Source organism: Actinopolymorpha pittospori (genome assembly GCF_014873875.1).
GTDB classification, from domain to species: domain Bacteria; phylum Actinomycetota; class Actinomycetes; order Propionibacteriales; family Actinopolymorphaceae; genus Actinopolymorpha; species Actinopolymorpha pittospori.
This window is the reverse complement of sequence record NZ_JADBEM010000001.1, coordinates 724,147-745,975: the sequence shown is the minus strand read 5'-3', so window position 1 is coordinate 745,975 and position 21,829 is coordinate 724,147. Positions and strand designations below refer to the sequence as shown.

Genomic DNA, 21,829 nt, shown 5'->3' with positions numbered 1-21,829 from the left:
CCGCCAGGCCGACCCGAAAACCCTGGCCCGAAAACCCTGGCCCGAAAACCCTGGCCCGAAAACCCTGGCCCGAACCGGAGGAGCCCTTCGATGACCGCAACGCAGCTGACCCCCGAGGAACGGCGACTCGCGGAGGTCCTCGCCGCGGACGACAAGGTAAGGGCGCGGCTTCCGCTGCCCGCCGTTGCCAACGCGGTCAGGGACTCCATCGGTGCCCTCAGCGAGATCGTCGAGACGATCATGCTCGGCTACGCCGACCGGCCGGCGCTGGCCGAGCGTCCGGTGGCGTCGGAACAGACGGACTCCGGCGGCTTCGCCGATCGTCGGGAACCGCGTCTGGAGACCGTCTCCTACCGGGAGGTGTGGACGTGCGCCCGGTCGATCAGCACGGCCTGGCAGCACAGTTCGACAGGCATCCTCCGCCCGGGCGACGTCATCTGCTCGATGGCCTCGCCCAGCGTCGACTACGCGATCCTGGAACTCGCGACGATCGCCAGCGGTGCCGTGTCCGTGCCCGTCGCGCCGTCAGCCCCGGCCACAGAGTGGGTGTCCATCTTCTCCGCGACCCGACCGCGGGTCCTCGCCGTCGGCGTCGACCTCGTGGCGACCGTCCTGAAGTCGTTGCCGCCCGATCTCCTGCCGCCGACCCTCATCGTGCTGGGGCAGGCCCGATCAGCGGGCCGGATCAACCAGGCGGTACTCGATGCCCGCAGGACCGTCGTCAACACCCGTACCGCAGTCCACAGCGTGAAGAGCCTGCACCGGATCGGCCGGGACCTGCCGGCGGCTCCGCTTCACGTGCCCGCGGCGAACGCCGAGCCGCTGTCCCAGATCCTCTACACCTCCGGAACGACCGGCGACCCGAAAGGGGCGATGTTTCCGGAACACCTGCTGGCCGACTCCTGGCGTGGCCTGGCGCAGGCACCGTGGCCAGGTATCACCCTGCACCACGCGCCCATGAACCACATCGCCGGCCGCCTCGCGCTCGCCGGGACGTTGGCCAGAGGCGGCACCTGCTGTTTCGTCGGGTCCAGTGACACCTCGACCCTTCTCGAGGACTTCTCGCTGGTCCGGCCGACCGAACTCGCCGTCGTCCCTCGAGTGTGCGAGATCCTTTACGAGCGTTTCACCAGTGACGTCGAAGCCCGGATCGCGGGTGGGGCGGCGCGCGAGGACGCGCGGGACCAGGCCGTGGTGGAGTTGCGTGATCGCGTGCTCGGTGGTCGGGTGACCCGGGCGTCGAATGGCAGCGCGTTGCTGCGCGAGGAGCTGCGGTCGTTCATGACGATGCTGCTCGGGGTTCCCCTGCACGACGGGTTCGGGACCACCGAAGCGGGCGGGCCGATCCTGGTCGACAACCAGATCCTGCGACCGCAGGTCATCGACTACAAGCTCGTCGACGTCCCCGAGTTGGGGTACTTCGGCACCGACCGGCCCTACCCCCGAGGGGAACTACTGGTCAAGACCAGATCCATGATCCCCGGCTATTACGGGAGACCGGACCTCAACGCCGCGCTCTTCGACGCCGACGGATACTGCCGGACAGGGGACGTGATGGCGCAGACCGCGCCGGACCAACTGCATTTCGTCGACCGCCGGAACAATGTGATCAAGTTGGCGCAGGCCGAGTTCGTAAGCGTGGCCAGGATCGAGGAGGCCCTAGCCGACAGCCCGCTGATCCACCAGATCTTCGTCCACGGGCACAACGGCCGGGCCTACCTGGTGGCGGTCGTCGTGCCCAGCCGCCAGGTGGCAGAGACCTACCCTGACCCGGCGGAGCTCAAGTCCGCGCTGGCGCGGGCCATCCGTGCTCGTGGGAAAGAGGCAGGTCTGCGATCCTATGAAGTTCCCCGTAGCTTCATCGTCGAACACGAGCCTTTCAGTGTGGACAACGGACTTGTCACCGGACTCGGAAAGGTGCTCCGCGCGAAGGTTCGGGACCGCTTCGACGACCAATTGGGTCGCCTCTACGGGGCCCTGGCCGCCCAGCAGGAGTCGGAGCTCGCCGCCCTACGTCACGGAGCCGACGACCGGCCGGTGCTCGACACCGTTGTCCGCGCCGTGGGCGCCCTCGTCGGTGACCACGCGACGCAGCCTGCCCCGGCGATGCGTTTCGTCGATCTCGGCGGCGACTCGCTGTCCGCGCTCGGTCTCTCCACGCTGCTGCAGGAGATCTACGGTGTAGAGGTCCCGGTGAGCATGCTCGTCGGGCCTGCGACCTCCCTCGGGGACGTCGCAGGCCACATCGAGGCGGCCAGGACGGCGGGGACGAGCCGGCCGACCGCCCGCTTGGTGCACGGCGCGGGGTCCACGATTCGGGTAGACGATCTCCGCACCGACGCCTTACTCGACGCCGCCACGGCCGCTGCCCCGCCGCTTGCCGATCGCCCATCCTCCCCCCGCGCTGTGCTGCTGACCGGCGGGAACGGCTTTCTCGGTCGCTTCGTCGCTCTGGAACTGCTGAAGAGGCTGGACTGCGAGGTTGTCTGCCTGGTTCGCGGGAGAAGCGACGAGGGTGCGCGTCGACGACTGGAGCAGGCGTTCGACACGGGCGATCCCGGCCTGCTCGACCGGTTCCGCGAACTGGCCGAGCACCGACTCCACGTCATCGCCGGCGATGTCGACGATCCGCGTCTGGGGCTGACCCACGAGGGGTGGCTGCGGCTCGCCGAAGGAGTGGACACGATCATCCATCCGGCGGCCCAGGTCAATCATGTCCTTCCCTACGAGCAGTTGTTCGGTCCCAACGTGCGGGGCACCGCCGCCGTGATCGACCTGGCCCTGGCATCGCGGCTCAAGGAGGTCGTGTTCTTGTCGACGGTCGGGATCGCCGACCAGGTGGCCGGTGACCTCGGCGAACACGACGACATCCGCGTAACGAACCCGACCCGCGTCCTGTCCTCGGTTTACGCCGCCGGATACGCCAACAGCAAGTGGGCGGCAGAGGTGCTGCTGCGCCATGCCCACGACCGCTATGGTCTTCCGGTCACGGTCTTCCGGTCGGGTCTGATCCTGGCGCACGGACAATACGTCGGCCAGCTAAACCCGCAGGACATGTTCACGCGGCTGATGCTCAGCATCCTTGTCACCGGAGTGGCGCCGACGTCCTTCACCGCATACCGGTCCACCGCGCATCGAGCCCGATCCGCTGCCTTCGGCGGTGTGCCGGTCGACTTCCTGGCGGAGAGCGTGGTGCGGCTGGGCACCGCGCACTCCGGGCTCGGCCATCGCACCTTCAACGCGATCAACCCAGACCCGCTGGGACCCTCACTCGACACCGCCGTGGACTGGCTGATCGACAGCGGTGCGTCGGTGACGCGGATCGACGACCACTCCGAATGGCTGCGCCGATTCGAGATCGGGTTACACGGCGCGCCCGAGCGGATCGCCGCCTTCACGGCGCTGCCGCTGATTGAGGCGTTCCGAAGTCCCGCGGCCACGTCGTCCTCGCTCGCGTCGGCGTCCCGGTTCCGTTCGGCCGTGCACGACGTCGGCGTGGGGGGCACCGGGGTCATCCCGGGCCTGTCCCTACATCTCGTGTCAAAGTACGTGTCCGATCTGGCGGCACTGGGCCTGACCGGTGCTGCCCGATGAGCCGGACGGACGACAGCGCCCGGGGTTCGTTCTGGCGGCTCGCCGCGAGGCTGCGCGGACATCTCATCCTCTCGGGAGTGCTCATGGCACTCGGGGCGCTCTCGGGGCTGTTGCTGGTCGCCGCGGCGATGGCGCTCTTCAAAACGCTGGTCCCCGCGCTGGGCGGGGATCCGGGTGCCGCGAAGCAGGCATGGCTGCTGGTCGGGGCCGAGCCCATGAGTTGGACGATCGATGCACATTGATGTGCTGGGCGCGCGTCGCCGCCTCACGCGACAGTCCGTCGCGGATCCCTATCACCTCACCACTTCCGGCTGAACCATAGGAGGCGCACATGTGTGGCATCTGCGGCTGGGTCGACTTCGACCGCGACCCGAACGAGCGCGGCGACCGCGACGAGATCGTCGCGGCGATGACTGCCACCCTCGCCGAGCGAGGCCCGGACGCCGGCGGGATCTTCACCGACCGGTACGTGGCGCTCGGACACCGCCGGCTCGCGGTGATCGACGTGCCGGGCGGGGTGCAGCCGATGGTTGCGCGGACCCCGGCCGGGCCGGTGGCCCTGGTCTACTCCGGCGAGGTCTACAACTTCGTCGAGCTCCGCGACGAGCTTGTATCGCGGGGGCATCACTTCACCACACGCAGCGACACCGAGGTCGTGCTGCGCGGCTACCAGGAGTGGGGCGACCGGGTCGCCGAACGCCTCAACGGCATGTACGCCTTCGCCGTGTGGGACGGCCCGGCGCAGCGGCTGGTGCTGGTCCGCGACCGGGTCGGGATCAAGCCGCTCTACCTCCGGCGCACCCCCGGCGGCGTGTTGTTCGGGTCGGAGCCCAAGGCGATACTCGCCCACCCGGAAGTGCCCCGGGTGGTCGACCTCGACTGCCTGCACGAACTGATCGGGTTCACCAAGACCCCCGGCTGGGCGTTGTGGAAGGACATCCGCGAGGTCCTGCCCGCGACAACGGTCACCATCGACCGGGCCGGAATGCGGGAGCGGACCTACTGGAGCCTGGCGGCGGCCGAACACCCCGACGATCTCGACACCACCACCGACCGGATCGGTGCGCTGCTCCACGACATCGTCCGCCGACAGGTAGTGTCCGATGTGGAGCTGTGCTGCCTGCTCTCGGGCGGATTGGACTCCAGCGCCGTAACCGCGCTGGCCGCGGCGCAGGCCCGCCGCAGCGGCTCGGAGCTGCGAACGTTCACTGTGGACTTCATCGGTCTGGAGGACTCCTTCCGGCCCGACGAGATGCGGCAGACGCCGGACGCCCCGTTCGTGCGGGAGGTGGTGGCCAAGGTTGGCTCACGCCACCGCGATGTGGTCCTCGACCCGGCGGAGCTGGTGGACCCCGACCTGCGCCGCGCCGTCGTCGCCTGCCGGGACATGCCGATCGGGCTGGGCGACATTGACTCCTCGATGTACCTGCTGTTCCGCCGGATCCGGCAGGAGGCCACCGTGACACTGTCGGGGGAGTTCGCCGACGAGTTGTTCGGCGGCTATCTCTGGTTCCACGTTCCGGCAGCCCGTGACGCGCCGACCTTCCCCTGGTTGGCGTTTCAGAACGCGATCACCACTGACCGCACGGCGTTGCTGCACCCGGGCCTGCGGGAGCGGCTCGATGTGGCCGGCTACATCGCCGACCAGTACAGTGCGGCGGTCGCGGCGGTCGAGCACCTTCCCGGGAGTAACCCGTTCGAGCGCCACATGCGCACCATCTGCCATTTGCATCTGACCCGGCTCGTGCGGGCGCTGCTGGACCGCAAGGACCGGTTGTCGATGGCGGTCGGGCTGGAGGTGCGGGTGCCCTTCGCCGACCACCGCCTCGTCGAGTACGTCTACAACATCCCGTGGTCGATGAAGAACTTTGACGGGCGAGAGAAAAGCCTGCTGCGGGCGGCAGTGCGGCCACTGCTGCCGGTGTCGGTGATCGACCGGGTCAAGAGTCCATACCCGACGCCGCCTGACCCGGAGGTGGCCCAGGCTCTGCAGCGCCAGGCCGCGGATGTGTTGTCCGAGCACGGCAGCGCGGTCTTCGACATCGTTGACCGTGTCTGGCTGGACAAGGTCACCCGGCTGGACCCCACCGAGGTCAGCCCCGCGCAGCGGGTCGGGATCGAACGGGTTCTGGACCTCTACCATTGGATCGACCTCTACCGGCCCGAGCTGCGGCTGGGGTAAGCCGGCCCACCCGGAGGCCCGGCGCCATCACGCGGTCGAAGCACCTTCTTCGTCGACCTTGCGGAGGAACTGCACGCACGCTGCAGAGGTGGCTGGCAGGTCGAGGAAGTCGCAGTGACCCGCGAGACCGGCCGTGCTGCCGTCGATGCGTTCGTAGTTTGCTCGCGTGTAGGCCGCCGACGCGGCCATGGCCACAAGGCGGTTCTGCGCGACGGCGATGCTATCGGCGGCGCCGAGCACGAGGACTCGGCCGGTGAACGGGTGCGTCGCGTCCGGGAAGCCGTGTCCCCGCAGGCACGCGAGCGCAGCGCGAAGGGACACCGAGAAGTCGCTGCGGACGCGCTCGAGGAGGGCGATGTCGTCGGCCGTGGCGTGCGACGTCCGGAAGAAGCGCCTTGTGGCACCAGCCGCTGACGGTCCCGACAGTGCCAGCTTCCACCCGGTGCGCAGCAGGCCAGAACCGCCGAGCGGCAGCGGGTCGAGCAGCAGCAGCGCGCGAATCCGTGGCTGGCCCTTGGGCCGGAGCATCTGCCGGCGTGCCATCACCTGGGCGTAGGCGCCGCCCATCGAGTGCCCGCCGAGCACGAGCCGATGGTTGTCGGCCACGTTCGCGAGCGCGGAGAGCATGAGGTCGGCGTGCGCGGCCTGGTCGAGATCGGCCACATCGCGGCCGCTGCCACCAGTGCCAGGTGGGTCGACGAAGAGGAATCGGCCCCCGTGCCGGGCCGCCAGCAGGCGCGGCGCCAGGGCGTAGTAGCAGGTGGCGGAGGCGAAGCTGCCGCCGGGGACAAGCGCGAGGGTCGTAGCGTCCGGTAGAGGGGAACGGGGTGAGAATTCGTGCACGAGCACCGGCCGCGGGCGACCGTTGATCTCCTCGACATATGGGTGCTCGCGGTGCAGGTGGGTTTCGGTGTCGCTGGAGAACCGGTCTGCTTGCTGCAGCGGCGTGGCTGCGGAGCTAGTCGGTTGGTCATCGTACATATTGAAAATGATCCCGCTTGTCAGCTGTCGGCCGCTAGGCCCGGCGGGAGATACTTGGTCCCGGGACCAACTCACCACCTGGAGCCCGTCGGAGCGTGGCCGCGGCGTGTGTGGACAATGCCGCTGCCCTGCTGGCCGAGCTCATGCCCGAGCTGGTCGGCGCTCGCGCTAGCCGCAGCGGACCAAGTAGCCGCCCGTCACCTCCGCGTCGGTGATCAGCAGATCCATCGCCACCGGTCGGCGTTCCAACTAACACCGGCTTGTTCGGGCGTGATGAGTGGGTCTGCGAACCCTGTGACCGAGGCGATCACGTCGCTGAAGTCTTGTGGCAGGTGGTGGCCGTCGGGCCGAGCGAGCGGTGTCGGCAGTGGCGTCCATCAGAGTGCAGTACGGCACGCGCTCGTTGATGGGCGTGTCGTAGACGCGTAGGGGCTACGGCGTGCTGCAGGCGTGTCGGCGGATGCGCAGGGAGGAGGCGAGCGAGGCGAGCGCCGACAACGTCGAACTCGACCTGAGCACCGAGGAGGCGTGCCGGCGTTCAGCGGAGGCGTTCTATGACTGGTGTGCTTTCCGCGCATCGACGCTGCTGGTCCAGCGAGCCCGGCAGGAACTCACCGCGCAGGGCAAGCGTCTGCTGGTGTTGCTGAGCTGAGTTATCCCGGCGACGTGGTCTCGGATGCCTGCGCGGGCGAGCCTCGACCGGACGAGGAGTTCGTTCGCGGGCTCGACGACCTCGGGATCCCCTACGTCGACTCGCTGTCCGCTCACCGTGGCGACTACGCGGCCTTCTCGATCACACCGGAGGAGTATCGGCGCCGCTACTACAACGGCCACTACACGCCGTCGGGGAACCATCTGTTCGCGTTCATGGTCAAGTCGACGTTCCTACGATGGCTCGAGCCGACACCGCCCGCCTACGCCGCGAAGTCCAGCCCCTTGGCGGTACGCGGAGAAGCCTTGGCCTGAAAGACGTGTATACGCTCACGGGCGGATGGCCTTAGTTCTCCGCATCCTCCTGGCTAGTCGTGCCCGGCCGCAGCGAGCCACTTTGTACATGCGACCTCGTGTCGTACCAGTTCAGAGATGCCCTTCCGTGCTGGACAGCTCAAGCCTTCGACAAGTCCGATCATCCCAAGGCGCGAGGGCATTCTCGCGTCACGACCCGACCCGCTCACCACGCGCAGATCGTCGGTGCATCCGGGCTTAAGAGACGCACCGCAATCCACGGTCTTCTTCCGGCATACCGCCGCGTTGGGCGGCGCGCGTTGACCGAGCTGCGGAGGGCGCTCGCGGCCGAGTTCGGGGTGAGTCGGAACACCATCGCCAGGGTGGTTGGCGGCGTCTCCTACCGGCACGTCATCCTGCCGGATTGAGGCAAGCATGACCACGGCCCCTGACCTCTATGGGCGGGTGCCGTTGTATGTCTGGAGGTGGAGGCCTCCGTGCGCTTGCCGGCGGTTCGTTCGAGCGTCAGGGTCAGAAGTGGTCCGGTTCATCGGGCTTTGACCCAGTCCGTCGACCACGAGGTGGCTTCCGGGCTTGGCAACGTGAGTCCTGGCCTGGTCGGGACGATCGTCCCCCGCTCTCGCCGCTCGCCGGTGCCTACAGTCGCCGGGTAGACGACACCGGGTAGACGACGGAGGATCAATGTCTGCGGGCCCGCCGAGTGATGGTCAGCTTTGCAACGACCCTGCGTGCCAACGGGCCGGGTATCACCGTCACTGGGTGGAACCCGGGCACGCGCTTGCTGCTTGCCTGTTCGACATCACTCACGACGGTCCGCCCAACAAGGCCGACCTGTCGGCGCTCCCACCGGGATGGCGGCAGCTAGTCAGGTTGGTCCAGAAGCGGTGCGAGGCGTCGTCACATCGAATGCCGGACGTGCCCCCAGCGCGGCGCCCGACCGCCCATAAGTGGCCGGTGTAGCCCCCCTTCCACCCTTCCACCAGGAGTGCGGGGGCTACATCGGTTTGAATCCACGTCGTCGCTGGATCAGGCCTCCAGGTCCAGGTCTAGAGGCACCTCGTCGGGTGCGATGTCCTGGACGGCTGGGAGTCGGCATTATCTGGGTTGTGCGCAATGCCTGGCTGTGGCTACTGGTGAGCGGTGACGTCGGCGCCCAGGTGCAGGTGGTCATGGTGAACCGCGTTCGCGTGGGCATCGTCTTGGAGGCCACGAGCGGGCGACTTGGTGATGGCCGGTCGGCTGGCGCTCCGTCCGCCGCGAACGATCGATCCGTGATCATGATCGGCAGGTCGTGCTTGCCCGAGGGAAGGCCGAGTCTTTGCTCGTCGGGGTCGTGGAGGATGTGGAACCCGGCGAGCCCGCGCCACACGCTCGGGCCGGTGAAGTCCATGCGGTGGTCGTGGTACCACGGCGTCGCAAGCGGCCCACGGATACGCACTGCGGGGTACATCGGGTGATGCGGTATGACCAGCCACCGTACGGCGCAGATCCCCCCAGCGCCCGGGGTGCCTTCCGAAGTGCCCGCCCCACCTCCCCCGTGGGCGCGGCCGGCGGGCGCGAGGGTTTCTACGGCACCGCTCCGGGGGTGGACCTCACGTTCGAATTAGTCGACACAGGCGGCCAAGGCTTGATAGGCGGGGAGGAGTTCGTCCCACTGCGCCTTGGCGTCGCAGCGCTCACTCCCGGCGAGGTGGGCGGCGAGATCTTCGACATGGACCTGGATCCCGGACCCGTAGGCGGCGAGCAGGTCCACGGGCATGCCCCGTTCCTCCCAGACCAGGATGGTCTGGCCGCCGTCGGCGGTCAGCGTGACCTCGATCTCCTGTTCGTCGGGCGCCCGCGTGCTTGGTCACCAGCAGCAACCGCTGCGGCGGCTCGCACGCTTCCACGTGCCCGGTGCCTTCCCATCCGCTGCTAAAGAAATGTGCGCGGAAGTCGCCGCCGGGCCGCAAGTCGCCCTCTACCTTGCCAATCCAGCGGGCGAGACGGCGGGGATCGGTGATTGCCGACCACAGGTCGTCGATGTCGGTGTCGAAGCGGTCCTGCATGCGCACGATGCCTTTGCCATCTGCTGATCGCAGGCTGCCCAGGATGCGGCCGCCTCCACCGGTGTTGCTGCTCATCTGGCGCTCCTTCGGTCGCGTTTTCCGCGGGCCACCTCGGTGTGCAGGGCTTCCAGCCGCTGCTCCCACAAGGCCCGGTACCGGCCCAGCCATTCATCTACCTCAGCGAGCGGCTCGGGCCTAAGCCCGTAGACCCGCCGCTGCGCCTCCCGTCGGACCTCGACAAGCCCCGCCTCCCGCAGCACCCGAAGATGCCGCGACACCCCCGGGCGGGCGATGGGCAGCAGCGCCGCCAGCTCACCCGCGGTGGCCGGACCACCAACCAGGGTCTCCAGCATTGCCCGCCGGCTCTCGTCCGCCAGTGCCCGCAAGACAGCTTCCATGGCGTGAATGTACCAAGGCAGTTACGTAACCGTCCAGGTACGTAAGCGGATCGGACCCGAGAGTAGATCCCACTTCGAGCAGTAGTGCCGCCGGGCGGTGGAGGCTGCCGGTGACTCCGCCGATCACGGCGTCGGTGGTCTGCCGCGACGTGCGCTTCAGCCACACCCGCGCACCGGAGACGTAGGGGCTGTTCGCCGGTTTGATCGCTAGGCCCCCGACGCCGGCGACGGCCATCGTGTCGAACCACTCCTCGGCCATGGCCGGGTCCGACGTCTGCATGGCAAGGGTCATCGGCGACCGGGCGGGGACGCGACGGAACAGCCGCTCCAGGACGGCACGCCGTTCTCGCAGCCCGCGGCGGCGGAGAGCACCGTCCTGCGCCGTCTCGAGCACGTCGAAGACGACCAGGTGGACAGGCTGTGTGCCCGCGAGTTCGCGGGCGTGACGGCGCTGGGCATAGCGGCGTTGGAGCGCGTTGAGGTCGAGCCGGCCGTGCCGCCGAAGGACGATCTCCGGGTCGACGATCGTCCCGGGAGGCAGGTAGGCGTACAGCGCGCCGACCAGCTCGGAAAGGCGTCGCCGAGCGGTGTGCCGCGCCGCGAATAGATGTGTACGGAGCTGTCTGCGCCGGATTGTGGCCAGCGCGCGGCTAGTTGACTGAAGTCTTCAGCGCGCCGATTGGCGCCTTCAAGCGGTGGCTGGAGAGGGTGTGCTCGTGGTTGCTGACATGGGTCGTGAGGCGGAGTTCGGGTACTCCTTCGACTCCACGAAAGGCCCGTCGCTGAACACCGCCTGCTCGCCCCGGTTGTCGATGACCGTGGCCGCGGTGGTGTCTGCGAGTCCGCCCGCGAAAACCCAGTAGCCCTCGGCGATCAGTCGTTCGTTGAACGCGCTGATGGCAGGCTGCGTGTCGGTGCTGCCGGGATTGCCCTTGTCATCGATCACGCAAACCAGGTACTGCATCTGAAGATCATCTCCTGTGGTGTCAAGGCAGTGTGGTGTACCGGTCAGGGACTTCAGGCCGTTGCCTACTGCGGGCGCCCGGCCAGCCGGTAGACCTGGATCGTCACGTAGGCAAGGTGCCCTCCACCGTTGGTGCTTCCGTTGGTGCTGGGACCGAGCAGCGCGCCGGAGATGTAGCCGGTGCGGGCACGTCGACGGCCCAGAGCCGTCATCCCGGACCACCGGGATGGGTGAGGTCGTAGGCGCGTGAGACCTTCTGGGGGACCACCATCCGCCACGCGTCCACGACGAGTTCGCGGGCCTCGGTCGGGTCCAGCGCAGCGAGCTCGGCGTGGACCCAGTTGAACCGCATGTCCGAGTCCGACGGCAGCCGGAACTTCTCCGGCTCGCCGGCGACGAGCGCGCCGCGCTCCTGTTTCGGGAACGCGAACCCCATCACCGCTTCGTCGAGGGAGAACGCGACGTAGACGATCTGCTTGACCCGGAACTTCAACCGGCCGCGCACGTAGACCGGATAGGAGCGTTCGAGCTGCGAGCCCAGTGCGCGAACATCCTCGATCACCGCCATGACGCACCTCCCCACCCGAGGGCGAGGGCTGCCAGGTCATGCGCGGCGCGCGCGGGATGCCGGTCGTCCTGGGGCGCTCCCATCACCAGGGTGCCCTCGATCAGCAGGTGCAGCTGGTCGGCCGCGTGCTCGGGGTCGGCGTGGTCCATCGCCTCCAGCTCCCGCATCAGGCGCTCACGAAGCCGCCGGCGGAACCCCTCGGTCTCGGCATGGGCCGGATGGTCGGGATCCTCGAGGGCGACGTCGCTGGCGAAGTACCGGCAGCCGCGGAAGTCGTCGTTCGCGACGAGCTCGTCGAGCCGGTCGAAGAGGCCGAGCAGTCGCTCGCGCGGCTCGTCCGCGGCTGCCAGCGCGGCGTCGTACCACGCGAGGTCCTCCTCGGCCGTGCGGTGCAGGACCGCCGCCACCAGCCCGTCCTTGCCGCTGAAGTGCTCGTAGAGCGACCGGCGGGCGACCTTCGCCTCCTTCAGGAGTGCGTCGACCCCGACCGCGACGCCGTGCGCATAGAAGAGGTGCTGACCAGCGGTGAGTAGTCGCTCACGCGGCCCCGGGCTGGGTCTCGTCATGTTGGCGTCACCGTTGGCGTCGGGCATCGCCGAGGCTCGGTGACGGACCTGTAGTCGCAAGTCGAGGGCTAGGCGGGTGCGTGCAACTCCGCCGCGACGGCTTGGTAGAGGTCTGGCAGGCTGGCGCCTCGTGCTTGGACGATGAGTTTGACGGGGCTTGGCCCTCGGTGTGGAAGTCCGATCTGCGCACGTTTGCGTCGCATCCAGGGGTTGTTGAAGCAGCGCGGCTTCTCGATGGGGTCTTGGGCGTCTTTGAGGACGCCGAGGAGGATATGTTCGGCCGTGGTCTCGGTATAGCCGAGTCGCTGTCGCTCCTCGCCGGCGAGCTGGAGGGCTCGCTTGAACAGGATTGGCTTGCCGGTCAAGCCGTGCCAGCCGGTGCGGCGGGAGGCCTTGCGGGTGGCTCGCTCCAAGGCTTCGGCACCGAAGGTCGACTCCATGTTGTGGCGTACGGCGGCAAGATCGACGCCGAGGCTGCGCAGGAGGTCGGCATCATTTCGCCATGGCGGTGGCAGGATGCCTTCCTCGACCAGTCGCTCCAGGTCGCTTCGGATAGCGTCGACGTCGAGTCCATGCCTGGCAAGCACGGCGGCGGCGTCGGCGGGGTAGCGGGCGAGGGCGGCCAGCACGTGTTCGCAGCCGATGTAGCTGTGCCGCATCCGGTCCGATTCTTGGTCGGCCAGTTCCATAACCTGCCGGGTTGGCTGGGGCAACTGCTCGAACATGGGGCTCTACCTGCCTCGTCCGAAGAGCCGGCCGCTGGCGTACTTCTGGTGGACGGCCTGCTTGGTGACGCCGAGTCGCTCGGCGATGGTCTTCCAGGTCCAGCCCTTGGCTCGGGCGTTGTCGACCTGGAGCGCCTCGAGCACCTCGACCAGCCCGCGGAGCGCCGCGACGGCCGCCAGGCCGACCTCTGGATCTTGGCTACGGGTCGCGTCTGCCAACTTGGTCACCTCGCTTGGGAGCACCTCAGTCATGCTGGTCAACCTAGCTTGACTCCGGTCGGCGGTCAACCTAGCTTGACCGGGTTGGCCGGCACCCTGGTCAGACCGCCGCTCAGGACGTCAAGGTCCGCGTTCTTGAAGACCGCTACCGAGGGGCCCCTCTCGTTCATCGCGACGAACATGAGTGGTCGCGACCTCTCCTCTTCTCGGGTGGTGTTTCATCGGTTGATGTGGACATCGATGGCAGCTCGGGTGAGCCCGTGACGGAGGAACGCAAGAGCGTGAGTGTTCACCGACTGCGCGGTCTCCCCGGAGTCGATCAGTCGCACGGCGCCATCCAGGACGCCTTGCACGAACGTCGAGGTGACGTCCGGGTACGGATCGCCCGTTTGCCGCACGGCTGCGCGGAGGGGCTCGAAGAGGCGGTCGTGCGCCTCGCCGAGTTCCCGTAGCCGGGAGTCGGGGAGTCCGGCGGCGGCGACGGTCGCCGCGACACGGTGCTCGCCATCGTCGGCCATCTCCAGTGAGGTGCGGACGAACACCTCGATCGCGGCATGCGGGTCCGGTGCGCCCTCCACTGCTGGTCGCGGGCGGGACTCCCAGGTGGACAGTGCGTCCTCGGCCAATCGGAGCAGGATCTCGGTGCTGGACGGGAAGTACTTGTAAACGCTGGTGCGCGCGAGTCCTATCCGACGCCCGACCGCCGCGGGAGTAACGGCGTGAGCCCCCTCTTGGAGCAGGATCGTCCGCGCAGCCGTGAGCAGGTCGGCGCACTGTCTGGCTCGGTGTTCTGCGACGGTCGAGGCGCTGATCCGCGGCATGGTCTCCCTCCGATTGGCTCGCGCACATCTTGGCGTCACCATGTCGCCAACAGGGTCATGGCGACACGTCGACGCCAACCTGGCGCACTGATGCATGCCGACGTTGGTCTACGACCCGGCCGAGCGGAGAGAAGACCTCGCGGCAGCCCTCGCAGCTTCGGGATCGCCACTTCGATCGTGCCTGCACGCGGGCCGGGCGCGGCCGAGGTGCAGGAGCGTCGGCGACCGGTTCGCGGTGAAGGAGTGGGCGGCATGGCGGTAAGGGTGGCCTCCCACCCTCTGGTGATCGTGGTCATGCGCTCTCTGCCGCCGCCGCAGCCTGTTCCTCGTGCTCGCGCAGCATCCGCAGCACGGTCACGGGTGAGGGTCCCCGGACAGCTACTTTGCGCCTGACCTCCGCCGCCAGTGGCGTCTCAGGTCTCTAGCTATTTCGTTTCGTATCGCCCGTCAAAGATGCTGACCAGACACCTGATCGCGCGCACGTCCTTGCCGGAGAGTCCTTCCGCTCGGACCAACTCCCTCACCCGCTCGGCGGCGTCTTCGCCGCTGAGCCCCTCGTCCTGGGCGACCTCGAGGAGTCGAATCGCGGTTTCGCTTGCGGCTCCCCAGTCCTGGCCTTGGTAGTCGCAACAGTCACGGAGCCTGCTGGGACGCGCTACCAGCTCGACTTCGTTACTCCGGGCAACTCGCCCCGATGAGCCATCTCGCGCAGGCGAATCCGGGACAGCCCGAAGACGCGGTAAACCGCACGGGGCCGGCCGTCGACCAGATCGCGGTTGCGGATCCGGGTGGGGCTTGCATCACGGGGCATCCGGCGGATAGCCCGTTGTGCCTCAGACCGCTCGTCGGGGGAGGAATGGGGCGAGCTGATGACCTCCTTGAGTGCGGCGCGGCGCTCCGCGTAACGGGCGACCATCTCGCGCCGTTGGGCGTTCTTGACGATCTTCGACTTCTTGGCCATGGTTCTGCCCAGCATGGTTGGCGTCGCTCAACCAAACCTAACCCCGGTGGCGCCCGCCAGCTTCCACGCCGGTGACCGCGCTCAAGCGCCCACGGATACGCACTGCGGGGACCTTCGGGGTGATGCGGTACTGCGTTCACCACGGCAAGTCCCGGCTCGAGTTCGCGACGATCGCGGTTCCCGGCCGCTCGGCGTACTGCCTGGTCGTCTCTGCGTCGGCGGTTGGCAGCAGGATGTAGCGTAGGTCGCCTGGTCCGGGTCCACGCCGTGGTCGAGCCAGAGGGTGAAGTAGTCGCGGGGGAGCAGTGTGTCGTCCATCCAGGACGGGTGCTCGGTGATGTCGGACCAGCGGCCCACCCGGTGCTCGCTTCGCGTCGCCGCTACCAGCACCGCCCTCGCCCAACCGGGCGCCCAGCTGCAGCGCGGACAGGACATGGCTGGACACCGCGACCCCCGTACAACGCGCCGCTACGACCGGGTGGCGAACTCCGCCCGGACATCACCGTCCCACGCGCTCGCCCCGCTCATCCTCGCCGCGGCGGCCACCACGGAGAGACACGGACCAGGTGCTCGCCGAACGCGCTGGACGTCTTGCCGCGTCGGGTGAGCGTCCTGCACCGTCCAGGGCGCGGGCGCCTCGTCGGGCGAGGCGACGGGTATCCCCGACGATGGGCCGCCCTACACCGGTCGACGTTCGCCCGGAGGTGAATTCCTGTGCCGTCTCTGCGGGGAAGGGGACGCAGAATCCAGCTCACATCCGCTCTGCCGGTAGCTATCGCCTTCCTGCGCTTTGCGCAGGCGGAGAACGACGACTGGTTGAGATAACCGGCGCGCGACCGACGTGGAGGAGAGCGCCCGGCCAGCCGCGCCGACTCCGGCCACGGTTTGCCCGGGGGCGCCCGTGAGTGGGCCTGAAGTTCGGTCTGTGCTGGGTCAGGGGTGGTGTTCTGGTGGCATGTCGAGGAGGAGGTGGTCGGGGACGGGCCATCCGAGTGGCTTCAGTGCCGCGGCGTAGCGGACACGGCTGACCAACTCTCTGACCATCGCTGCCGCGACGGCGGCGCGTAGGCTGTTCGCGGTGGGGTCTTGGAGGAGTTGGGCGGTGGCTTGGCGCAGTTGGGCGTGTGCGCGTTCCCGTTCCCGGATCGCCTCGTGTAACTCCTGTATGCGCGATGGCTCTGCGTCGCCTGGCGCGCTGGAGTGCATCGTGGGACTCACAGCTCCCCACTGGTACGGCGTTGCAGGTCAGCGCAGGTCGCCTCCCACGCGTTGCGCTCAGCGGTGCTGTCGACTGTGAACCCGGTCAGGCCGCCCACCAGCCAAGCCACCACGACGCGAGCGGTGCCCACCGCACTGGCTACCGCCTGCCCGGACAGCCCGGCACCGCAGACACCATCTACAGCCATCCCAAACTCCTGTTCATGCCCAGCTACTTCGGCCGCGCCTATCGCGGGCCGCGCAACAAATATGCGATACCCCTTTTCGCACCGATCAAGCGAGCACACAGCGCGCCCGCAAGCGCCGGTCTGAGGGCTCATAGCCAGGCGCTCGGGGTGGTGCAATTGCCGAGGAGCAGCCGATGAGTGGGGCCGCTGGGCGAGCAGGCCGTGGCTGCGTCTGACGACCTAGATGTCCGGCGCTCAGAAAGAACGGCCCTGGATCGGCCGCTGCAAATGTCAGCTCTGCAGCGAACAGGACGCGTACGCGGTGGCCGGCGTATCCCGCCCTCCGAGCTACACCGGCCACTGCTGTGGGTGCGGGCGCCGCATTGCCGGAAGCACTCTGATGGACTTTCACGCCGCGCACCTCGTCAAAACCGTAGGCAGCAGAGCTGGCTGAGTACACGACTCGATAGGCCTCGAGGAGGTGGGACTTACGACCTAGCGCACGGGCTCGTCGGAGTCCATGCGTAAGGGCGGACGCTGCCAGCGTTAGCGGCCCCTCATCCTCGGGCAGACTTCACAAGGCGACCCTTCGTGTCCCGAAGGGTCGCCTACATCAGACGCCCGCCTGCCCGCGCTCGCCGGCGTAGGCGACCCGCACCACATGAGAAGATCATCATCGACTCGTGGGTGACGGCTCCGGGCGGGTGGAAAGGCGTGTGACACGGGTCCGCCTCGCCTGCAGCCGATCATCCTTGCCTGCGGGCGGACCCACCAGCGGCACAGGTCTTCCACGAGAAGGCCTACACCGACGCCCCCATACCTGGTGTCAGCCTTCCCCCTGCCAGCGCTTGGCGCGCCCACACAGCGGGAAGACTCCAGATCGGGGGATTCTGTGCGGCCACAGCCCCGGCCGCCTACGCCAGGGCCCCGAGGGTCTCACGCATCAATCACCTGGCGTAGGCGGCTCCTCCTTGTCGTCTGAGACTTCACAGTGCGGGCCCCTGCAGCACCCACTCGGCGTCTCGGCACTACCCGCGCGAGTTCGTGCAAAGCACGCCAGAGGCGGCCTGGACGACCCGAGGCCCGTGCACAAGTCGTCTGCATGCAGCAGCCCGAAGGACAGTTCCGGCTCGGGCTGCTCGACCCTGACTGGCGACGTTGGTCGCCGCGTACCAGCACACCCACCCCGCGGTTCCCGCCGACGAGCTGGTGGCGTGCGTCCGCGTGGGCATCATCTACACCGCCACCTCGTCCTATCCGCTCGGCGAACCGCTGCTGAACCGAGGGCCGTCACCGCCTCGCTTCAGGCCTACGCCCACCCACGCCAGCGCGCCGCGGAGTTGATGATCGAACGATTTGCAAAAGCCGAAGCCGTCCTCCGTGCCCACCTGCACCGACCAACCCCGAAGCCTCCCGCGAGGTGCTTCGCCCGAAGACTGATCTCGATCTGCACTCTGAGCTGTCCGCTCGGCCGTCCTGACAGCGGCTACGGCTTTGTCGCGTTCGGCCTCGGCGGCGACGGTTCGATGGTGCGTGCCACCGTATCCGGACCGGAGCTGACCGGACCCATGGTTCAGTTCTGCGACAGCTCCCGGTGACCCCGGAGGGTCAAGCCGTGCTTGCCATAGTGCGGAACGTCGATCGGTGCAGGGCCGCCGCGACCGCGACAGTCCAGGCCGGTCCGGAGCGATTCTTGGCCACGATCAGGTCGGCCTCACCGTGGCGATCCTCGGCGTTGTAGTAGTCATCCCGGCGCAGCAGGATCACGACGTCGGCGTCCTGTTGCATGGATGGGGCGAGGATCGCGGCTCGGACCAGGACCTCTCGTTCGGTGTCCGTGAGGGCGCTAGTAGGCATGACACGAACCTCTGCCCCGACTGTCTTCACAAGGCGTGGTGAAAGGTGACTACCCTCACCACGGCCGCTCGGGCGTAGGCCGACGAAGCGGCGATGGCCCGACTTCGCGGCGGAAGGTCCCACGAGTCGTCCTCGTGTCGGCCATCTGTAGTGGCTTGTCGTCACTGGTCGCCCATAGGCGCATCGGTGTGGTCGCTAGGCAAGCATGACCCTGTGAACATCTCGAACAGAGACGATCCCAACGACCCTGTCCTGGATGCGCAACGGCAGGTGCCGGATGTCAGCGTCTCTCATCAGCTCCGCGACCCGTCTGATCGTGTCGGTGGGGGCCGCCCAGACAGTCGTCACCCCGATCACGTCGGCGGCCCAGACTTCGTCCGGATCGCCCCCTGCCGCGAGGGCGTGAACGACGTCGCGCTCGGAGATGATGCCCAAGGGCGTGGTCCCGGACAGCACAACGAGGGCGCCCACCTCGGCATCCGCCAGGGTAGCTGCGGCAACCCGCAGCGAGTCGTGCTCGTCGAGGGTGATCACCGGGGTGCTCATGATCTGTTCGACCCGGTCCGCAAGGTGCGGCGCGGCGGCCGGCATCGCCGTCGTTGGTGTCGTTTCTGCCCGCTGGGTGGGGACCGGTGTGGGGATGACCTGGGTATCTGGGCCCGGGTACAGAAGAGACTCGTGACCATCGTCCCAGCCGACGAGGAAGTGCTCGCAGTCCGGATCGCCGAGTACGTCTCTGACGACGCCGTGTCGAGGTGGACGATCGAGCGTACCGGTACGAATCAGGACCTGGTCGCCAATCGATGCATGCATGCCAGCGCCTCCTTCACCGAAGATGGCCCTTTGCATTGTTGATCGCACACCGCGGCGGCCTTGATGGTAAAGAGGGATTTCGCCATCTCGCTGGGCGCATGAGACGCCGAACGACCGGCCCAATGTCACATGACCAGTCATCGTGTTCCTCTGGGAAGATCCGCAAAGCGTCATGTGGGCTGACTGTAGACGCGCATTTTTTGGAATGGTGCACAGTTCGACATCGACATCGACATCGACATCGACATCGACATCGACATCGACATCGACATCGACGTCCAGCGAGCCGAGCGCGCGCTCGTGCGACCTTTCGGGCGTAGCGAAAAAGTCGCAAATGGTAACTACCGCACGAGACATCATGCATGCAGGCCTCACCTGCGTGGGTGAGGACGAGACGCTTCGGGCGGCGGCCCAAACGATGCGTGACCTGAGCATCGGGGCCCTGCCCATCTGCGGAAAGGACGACCGGCTGCACGGGATCATTACCGACCGAGACATCGTGGTGAAGTGCGTGGCGGCCAGTTGTGATCCGGCTGTCATGACCGCCGGTGAGTTGGCTCAAGGAACGACGTACACGATCGACGCGAACGCCGGCGTCGACCAGGTACTCCAGACGATGGAAGACCACTGCATCCATCGGCTGCCAGTGCTCGACCATGACCGAGTCCTCGGGATGATCAGCGAGGCGGACCTCGCTCGTCACCTCTCCGGGAGTCAGGTGGGGCAGTTCGTCGAGGTCGTCACGCTGGACTGACCGGCCCTTCGGCAGGGTGACCCTCAGAGTTCGGGCATGTCACCGGTGCTGTGGTCGTCCCAGACACTGGTGGTGGATGGTTGCTGTGGGCGGAGGTGCTGCAGCCATGTTCGTACTGGATCAGGCAAGTCGCGGCTTGCTAGTGGAAAAGCGCCATCCAGGCTCCTTCGATGCACGATACGCAGCCCCTGGCTGTCTTGTTTCCGCGGCCACCATCGAGGTGTATCGCTATGCGTGGCACGAGCTACCCGCAGAGGATCCTGACGGTCGGATGACGTTCATTGGCGTGGGTGCAGCGGTCTTCAACCTGAGGGTGGCGGCGGCGTCCCTGGGCTCAAGGACGTCCACCGTGGCACTGCCTGACGGAACCCGATGCTGGCCGCCGAGGTGACCCTGGAGCCCGGCGACCCGGACGAGGGCGAAACCGCCCTGGCCCAGCTGTTGCCGTACGTGAGTCGCCGCCGCACCAGTCGGGTGCCGTTCGAGGACCGGCCTGTGCCTGCTGCCGTTCGGTCGGAGCTTGAGCAGGCAGTGGTCGCGGAGGGAGCGGCCTTGGAGTGGATCGAGAAGCCTTACCGGCTCGGCTGGCTGAACGACATACTTCTCGAGGCACGGTTCGCGGACGCGGACGAGTCACGGCGACTTCGGGAGCGGAGACGCTGGGTGGGCGGCCAGCGGGACCGCGAGGGAATAACGTCGAGCGCTCTGGGCTCACGCCCCACCAAGGTGTTCAGCCCGGTGCGCGACCTTGCGGTGGCACCATCGGATCAACTACGCGAGAAGGCGGACTTCGGGCGGCACCCCACGTTGGGTGTGTTGTCAACGCCGCACGACGGTCCCACGGACTAGCTCGCCGCCGGGCAGCCCCCAGCGGATCTTTCTCGTCCCCACGCTCCACGGTCTGTCTGCCTCTTCGCTGAACCAGCCGCTGGAGCACCAGCACCTGCGCTGGCAGGTGCGGGATCCACGCACTGCCTGGTCCGCAAGCCAGGCGGTCCTGAGATTCGGGTACGGACCTGAGGTCCCAGCAACACCTCGCCGGCCAGTGGCGGAGTTCGTTCTAGAGGACGGTCTGGAGGGGCCTGATGTGGCAAGCAATACTTCGACGCTGCCAGAGGTGAGCGAATCGACCTTGTTGACGGAGGGGAGCAGGGGCCGATCGGAGAGGTCAGCCGGTCCAGCGTCGCTGCTTCGCTGGACCTGGCACGTCCCAAGGCAGGTCAGTCCGCGCTATCAAGAATTGATCATCATCGCCTTCGGCGCGATGGCGACATCCTCACGACTCGGGCGATCTGTGGGTGGTCGGGGACCGCTCAGCCCTGGGTCAGCTCGTCCGTCGCGCTCTGCCCTGCCTCGGTGGCGCGATGGAGGAAGTCAGCGAGCAGGTCCAGTTGGGCATCGTCGTACCCAGCGAAGATGTCGTCCATCGAGGCGTTCATCCCGGAGTACAGCTGGAACAGCTCGGCGTTGCGGTCGCGCAGCGCGCGGACGGCGACGGCCCGGCGGTCGAGGCTGTCCGGGTCCCGCTCGCGGGTGATCCAGCCACCCCGCTGGAGCCGGTCAAGGATGCCGGTCATGGTGGCGGGATGCAGCCCGGCTCGACGCGCGAGGGTGCTCGGGCTCAGTGGCCCGAACCGGTTGATCAGGTCGAGGCAGTAGAAGTCGACGTCCTTCAGGTCGAGGTGCGCGCCGATCTGGTGGTTGAGCAGGGACAGCTGGATGCTCAGCGCGCGCAGTGACTCCTTGATCTCGGTCGTGGTCCGCCGTCGGCGCCGCTTGTCCGTGGCCTGTTCTGGGGTGGTCGACGCCATCCTGCGATACTCCCTGATCCGATCTGCTACGTGTTCCATATTTTACGGCCCGTTGGCGGAGGCCACGGGAAACAACCCGTACCGAGGAGCGGGACCTTCGGAGGCGCTGATTCGCCCAGGTCGTCGCGGTCGCCGTCTGCTGCCGCAGAGGTGGGGCGCCCTGTGGCGGTCTCCAGCATCGTCCGTAACGGATAATGTATGAAACTCGTATGATAC

The 21,829-nt window shown here is 67.7% G+C and carries 24 protein-coding genes and 1 pseudogene; 7 read left to right on the top strand and 18 right to left on the bottom strand.

Features of this window, described 5'->3' with window-relative positions:
- Window positions 1-90: 90 nt before the first annotated feature.
- The 3 genes from car (at window position 91) to asnB (ending at window position 5,776) form a co-directional block, all read left to right on the top strand.
- Complete coding sequence (gene car / locus HEB94_RS03395) at window positions 91-3,594, top strand: carboxylic acid reductase (RefSeq protein WP_192748588.1); 3,504 nt, start codon at window positions 91-93, stop codon at window positions 3,592-3,594.
- Complete coding sequence (locus HEB94_RS03390) at window positions 3,591-3,836, top strand: hypothetical protein (protein ID WP_192748587.1); 246 nt, start codon at window positions 3,591-3,593, stop codon at window positions 3,834-3,836. The genes car and HEB94_RS03390 overlap by 4 nt, the downstream gene beginning before the upstream one ends.
- Before the next feature lie 89 nt (window positions 3,837-3,925).
- Complete coding sequence (gene asnB, locus HEB94_RS03385) at window positions 3,926-5,776, top strand: asparagine synthase (glutamine-hydrolyzing) (protein WP_192748586.1); 1,851 nt, start codon at window positions 3,926-3,928, stop codon at window positions 5,774-5,776.
- A 27-nt stretch (window positions 5,777-5,803) separates the two neighbouring features.
- Here the strand turns inward: asnB and HEB94_RS03380 are convergent, their stop codons facing one another.
- Window positions 5,804-6,757: an alpha/beta fold hydrolase gene (locus tag HEB94_RS03380; protein ID WP_192748585.1), complete on the bottom strand. Its 954-nt coding sequence runs from the start codon at window positions 6,755-6,757 to the stop codon at window positions 5,804-5,806.
- 439 nt (window positions 6,758-7,196) lie between these two features.
- Between HEB94_RS03380 and HEB94_RS03375 the strand changes: the two genes are divergently transcribed.
- Complete coding sequence (locus HEB94_RS03375; protein ID WP_192748584.1) at window positions 7,197-7,409, top strand: hypothetical protein; 213 nt, start codon at window positions 7,197-7,199, stop codon at window positions 7,407-7,409.
- A gap of 14 nt (window positions 7,410-7,423) precedes the next feature.
- Window positions 7,424-7,723 carry a hypothetical protein gene (locus tag HEB94_RS03370; protein WP_192748583.1) on the top strand — a complete coding sequence of 100 codons (300 nt, stop codon included), beginning with the start codon at window positions 7,424-7,426 and terminating at the stop codon, window positions 7,721-7,723.
- A gap of 1,603 nt (window positions 7,724-9,326) precedes the next feature.
- On the opposite strand, the gene HEB94_RS50105 is transcribed toward HEB94_RS03370, so the two are convergent.
- The 16 genes and pseudogenes from HEB94_RS50105 to HEB94_RS50095 all read right to left on the bottom strand — a co-directional run bounded on the left by HEB94_RS50105 (window position 9,327) and on the right by HEB94_RS50095 (window position 19,408).
- A complete protein-coding gene (locus tag HEB94_RS50105) occupies window positions 9,327-9,482 on the bottom strand; it encodes a hypothetical protein (RefSeq protein ID WP_238361404.1) in 156 nt (51 codons plus the stop codon).
- A gap of 151 nt (window positions 9,483-9,633) precedes the next feature.
- Window positions 9,634-9,771 (bottom strand): annotated as a pseudogene (locus tag HEB94_RS54255) (SRPBCC domain-containing protein); the annotation flags it as partial.
- 71 nt (window positions 9,772-9,842) lie between these two features.
- On the bottom strand, window positions 9,843-10,169 hold the full coding sequence (locus HEB94_RS03360; RefSeq protein ID WP_192748581.1) for an ArsR/SmtB family transcription factor: 327 nt from the start codon (window positions 10,167-10,169) through the stop codon (window positions 9,843-9,845).
- Window positions 10,084-10,734, bottom strand: coding sequence for an ATP-dependent DNA ligase (locus HEB94_RS54250; protein WP_420481573.1), 651 nt, complete (start codon window positions 10,732-10,734; stop codon window positions 10,084-10,086). Before HEB94_RS54250 ends, HEB94_RS03360 begins: the two co-directional genes overlap by 86 nt.
- A 123-nt stretch (window positions 10,735-10,857) precedes the next feature.
- On the bottom strand, window positions 10,858-11,133 hold the full coding sequence (locus HEB94_RS03350; protein ID WP_238361402.1) for a YciI family protein: 276 nt from the start codon (window positions 11,131-11,133) through the stop codon (window positions 10,858-10,860).
- Between the two features lie 65 nt (window positions 11,134-11,198).
- On the bottom strand, window positions 11,199-11,345 hold the full coding sequence (locus tag HEB94_RS03345; RefSeq protein ID WP_192748580.1) for a hypothetical protein: 147 nt from the start codon (window positions 11,343-11,345) through the stop codon (window positions 11,199-11,201).
- The gene (locus HEB94_RS03340; protein WP_192748579.1) at window positions 11,342-11,701 is read right to left on the bottom strand and encodes an MmcQ/YjbR family DNA-binding protein; all 360 of its coding nucleotides are present in this window, start codon (window positions 11,699-11,701) and stop codon (window positions 11,342-11,344) included. Before HEB94_RS03340 ends, HEB94_RS03345 begins: the two co-directional genes overlap by 4 nt.
- Window positions 11,692-12,267: a TetR/AcrR family transcriptional regulator gene (locus HEB94_RS03335; RefSeq protein ID WP_192748578.1), complete on the bottom strand. Its 576-nt coding sequence runs from the start codon at window positions 12,265-12,267 to the stop codon at window positions 11,692-11,694. Before HEB94_RS03335 ends, HEB94_RS03340 begins: the two co-directional genes overlap by 10 nt.
- A gap of 68 nt (window positions 12,268-12,335) precedes the next feature.
- Window positions 12,336-12,992 carry a Clp protease N-terminal domain-containing protein gene (locus tag HEB94_RS03330; RefSeq protein ID WP_192748577.1) on the bottom strand — a complete coding sequence of 219 codons (657 nt, stop codon included), beginning with the start codon at window positions 12,990-12,992 and terminating at the stop codon, window positions 12,336-12,338.
- A 6-nt stretch (window positions 12,993-12,998) separates the two neighbouring features.
- On the bottom strand, window positions 12,999-13,244 hold the full coding sequence (locus tag HEB94_RS03325; protein ID WP_192748576.1) for an RNA polymerase subunit sigma-70: 246 nt from the start codon (window positions 13,242-13,244) through the stop codon (window positions 12,999-13,001).
- Between the two features lie 185 nt (window positions 13,245-13,429).
- Entirely contained in the window at window positions 13,430-14,032 is a 603-nt protein-coding gene (locus HEB94_RS03320) for a TetR/AcrR family transcriptional regulator (protein ID WP_192748575.1), read from the bottom strand.
- Window positions 14,033-14,687: 655 nt separating this feature from the next.
- Window positions 14,688-14,993 carry a 30S ribosomal protein S14 gene (gene rpsN, locus HEB94_RS03315; protein WP_192756208.1) on the bottom strand — a complete coding sequence of 102 codons (306 nt, stop codon included), beginning with the start codon at window positions 14,991-14,993 and terminating at the stop codon, window positions 14,688-14,690.
- Window positions 14,994-15,926: 933 nt separating this feature from the next.
- Window positions 15,927-16,199 carry a hypothetical protein gene (locus HEB94_RS03305; RefSeq protein ID WP_192748573.1) on the bottom strand — a complete coding sequence of 91 codons (273 nt, stop codon included), beginning with the start codon at window positions 16,197-16,199 and terminating at the stop codon, window positions 15,927-15,929.
- A gap of 8 nt (window positions 16,200-16,207) precedes the next feature.
- Complete coding sequence (locus HEB94_RS03300) at window positions 16,208-16,399, bottom strand: hypothetical protein (RefSeq protein WP_192748572.1); 192 nt, start codon at window positions 16,397-16,399, stop codon at window positions 16,208-16,210.
- 1,587 nt (window positions 16,400-17,986) lie between these two features.
- Window positions 17,987-18,235, bottom strand: a complete 249-nt coding sequence (locus tag HEB94_RS03295; protein WP_192748571.1) for a DnaB-like helicase C-terminal domain-containing protein — start codon at window positions 18,233-18,235, stop codon at window positions 17,987-17,989.
- A gap of 195 nt (window positions 18,236-18,430) precedes the next feature.
- Window positions 18,431-19,408, bottom strand: a complete 978-nt coding sequence (locus tag HEB94_RS50095; RefSeq protein ID WP_238361401.1) for a CBS domain-containing protein — start codon at window positions 19,406-19,408, stop codon at window positions 18,431-18,433.
- On the opposite strand from HEB94_RS50095, the gene HEB94_RS03285 reads away from it, so the two are divergent.
- Both HEB94_RS03285 and HEB94_RS03280 read left to right on the top strand, forming a co-directional pair.
- On the top strand, window positions 19,407-19,802 hold the full coding sequence (locus tag HEB94_RS03285; RefSeq protein WP_273374824.1) for a CBS domain-containing protein: 396 nt from the start codon (window positions 19,407-19,409) through the stop codon (window positions 19,800-19,802). The two genes, HEB94_RS50095 and HEB94_RS03285, sit on opposite strands and share 2 nt — an antisense overlap.
- 372 nt (window positions 19,803-20,174) lie before the next feature.
- On the top strand, window positions 20,175-20,651 hold the full coding sequence (locus HEB94_RS03280; RefSeq protein ID WP_192748569.1) for a hypothetical protein: 477 nt from the start codon (window positions 20,175-20,177) through the stop codon (window positions 20,649-20,651).
- A 464-nt stretch (window positions 20,652-21,115) separates the two neighbouring features.
- Here HEB94_RS03280 and HEB94_RS03275 read toward each other — a convergent pair whose 3' ends face one another.
- Window positions 21,116-21,613, bottom strand: coding sequence for a MarR family winged helix-turn-helix transcriptional regulator (locus HEB94_RS03275; protein ID WP_192748568.1), 498 nt, complete (start codon window positions 21,611-21,613; stop codon window positions 21,116-21,118).
- Between the last annotated feature and the right edge of the window lie 216 nt (window positions 21,614-21,829).

Bases quoted from the DNA above. Each gene is read 5' to 3' on its own strand.
- car (WP_192748588.1), top strand. From the start codon at position 91: ATGACCGCAACGCAGCTGACCCCCGAGGAACGGCGACTCGCGGAGGTC.
- HEB94_RS03390 (WP_192748587.1), top strand. From the start codon at position 3,591: ATGAGCCGGACGGACGACAGCGCCCGGGGTTCGTTCTGGCGGCTCGCC.
- asnB (WP_192748586.1), top strand. From the start codon at position 3,926: ATGTGTGGCATCTGCGGCTGGGTCGACTTCGACCGCGACCCGAACGAG.
- HEB94_RS03380 (WP_192748585.1), bottom strand. From the start codon at position 6,757: ATGTACGATGACCAACCGACTAGCTCCGCAGCCACGCCGCTGCAGCAA.
- HEB94_RS50105 (WP_238361404.1), bottom strand. From the start codon at position 9,482: ATGCCCGTGGACCTGCTCGCCGCCTACGGGTCCGGGATCCAGGTCCAT.
- HEB94_RS03360 (WP_192748581.1), bottom strand. From the start codon at position 10,169: ATGGAAGCTGTCTTGCGGGCACTGGCGGACGAGAGCCGGCGGGCAATG.
- HEB94_RS03350 (WP_238361402.1), bottom strand. From the start codon at position 11,133: ATGCAGTACCTGGTTTGCGTGATCGATGACAAGGGCAATCCCGGCAGC.
- HEB94_RS03345 (WP_192748580.1), bottom strand. From the start codon at position 11,345: ATGACGGCTCTGGGCCGTCGACGTGCCCGCACCGGCTACATCTCCGGC.
- HEB94_RS03340 (WP_192748579.1), bottom strand. From the start codon at position 11,701: ATGGCGGTGATCGAGGATGTTCGCGCACTGGGCTCGCAGCTCGAACGC.
- HEB94_RS03335 (WP_192748578.1), bottom strand. From the start codon at position 12,267: ATGACGAGACCCAGCCCGGGGCCGCGTGAGCGACTACTCACCGCTGGT.
- HEB94_RS03330 (WP_192748577.1), bottom strand. From the start codon at position 12,992: ATGTTCGAGCAGTTGCCCCAGCCAACCCGGCAGGTTATGGAACTGGCC.
- HEB94_RS03325 (WP_192748576.1), bottom strand. From the start codon at position 13,244: ATGACTGAGGTGCTCCCAAGCGAGGTGACCAAGTTGGCAGACGCGACC.
- HEB94_RS03320 (WP_192748575.1), bottom strand. From the start codon at position 14,032: ATGCCGCGGATCAGCGCCTCGACCGTCGCAGAACACCGAGCCAGACAG.
- rpsN (WP_192756208.1), bottom strand. From the start codon at position 14,993: ATGGCCAAGAAGTCGAAGATCGTCAAGAACGCCCAACGGCGCGAGATG.
- HEB94_RS03305 (WP_192748573.1), bottom strand. From the start codon at position 16,199: ATGCACTCCAGCGCGCCAGGCGACGCAGAGCCATCGCGCATACAGGAG.
- HEB94_RS03300 (WP_192748572.1), bottom strand. From the start codon at position 16,399: ATGGCTGTAGATGGTGTCTGCGGTGCCGGGCTGTCCGGGCAGGCGGTA.
- HEB94_RS03295 (WP_192748571.1), bottom strand. From the start codon at position 18,235: ATGCCTACTAGCGCCCTCACGGACACCGAACGAGAGGTCCTGGTCCGA.
- HEB94_RS03285 (WP_273374824.1), top strand. From the start codon at position 19,407: ATGCATGCAGGCCTCACCTGCGTGGGTGAGGACGAGACGCTTCGGGCG.
- HEB94_RS50095 (WP_238361401.1), bottom strand. From the start codon at position 19,408: ATGATGTCTCGTGCGGTAGTTACCATTTGCGACTTTTTCGCTACGCCC.
- HEB94_RS03280 (WP_192748569.1), top strand. From the start codon at position 20,175: ATGCTGGCCGCCGAGGTGACCCTGGAGCCCGGCGACCCGGACGAGGGC.
- HEB94_RS03275 (WP_192748568.1), bottom strand. From the start codon at position 21,613: ATGGCGTCGACCACCCCAGAACAGGCCACGGACAAGCGGCGCCGACGG.